This is a genomic window from [Mycobacterium] manitobense, from assembly GCF_025821665.1.
In the GTDB taxonomy this organism is placed as follows: domain Bacteria; phylum Actinomycetota; class Actinomycetes; order Mycobacteriales; family Mycobacteriaceae; genus Mycobacterium; species Mycobacterium arseniciresistens.
Genome location: NZ_JACKSJ010000046.1, coordinates 1 through 575, shown reverse-complemented (window position 1 = coordinate 575; position 575 = coordinate 1). Strand labels below are relative to the sequence as shown.

General features: G+C 71.0%; 1 protein-coding gene. It reads right to left on the bottom strand.

Annotated features, from left to right (window positions below):
- Window positions 1–120: 120 nt before the first annotated feature.
- Window positions 121–575 (bottom strand): FAD binding domain-containing protein (locus tag H7I41_RS05925; RefSeq protein WP_372503686.1); only part of this gene is annotated, 455 nt, incomplete at its 5' end.

Genomic DNA, 575 nt, shown 5'->3' with positions numbered 1-575 from the left:
GATGCACATATGCCGGGTGCTCGACCTGCTGTTCGTACGCGTAAGGCGCGGTACCGGTGACCTTGGCCTGCCCGTCGCGGCGGGCCAGGGGTGCGCCGATCGCGTGCGGTTCCAGCAGCGTCATCGCAACCCCCGCTCGGTCAGCATGCGCAGCTGGGAGACCATGGTGCGCCGGGTGAGTTCCACCTTGAACTCGTTGCCCGGCAACGGGTCCGCATCGGCGAGTTCGGCGTCGGCGGCCGCGGCGAACGTCTGCTGCTCGGCGACCGCGCCGACGAGCACCTGCTCGGCACGGCAGGCGCGCCACGGTTTGTGGGCGACACCGCCCAACGCGATGCGCGCGGTGGCGATCCTGCCGGCGGCGAAGGTCAGCTCCGCGGCGACCGACACCAACGCGAACGCGTAGGAGGCACGGTCACGTACCTTGCGATAGTCCGATACCGCCCCGGCCGGCGGTGGCGGCAGTTCGATTCCGGTGATCAGCTCGCTCCGTGTCAGCACGGTGTCGTGGTGCGGTGTGTCGCCGGGCAGTCGGTGCAGGTCGGCGGCGGGGACACGGCGTTCGTCCGCCCCGT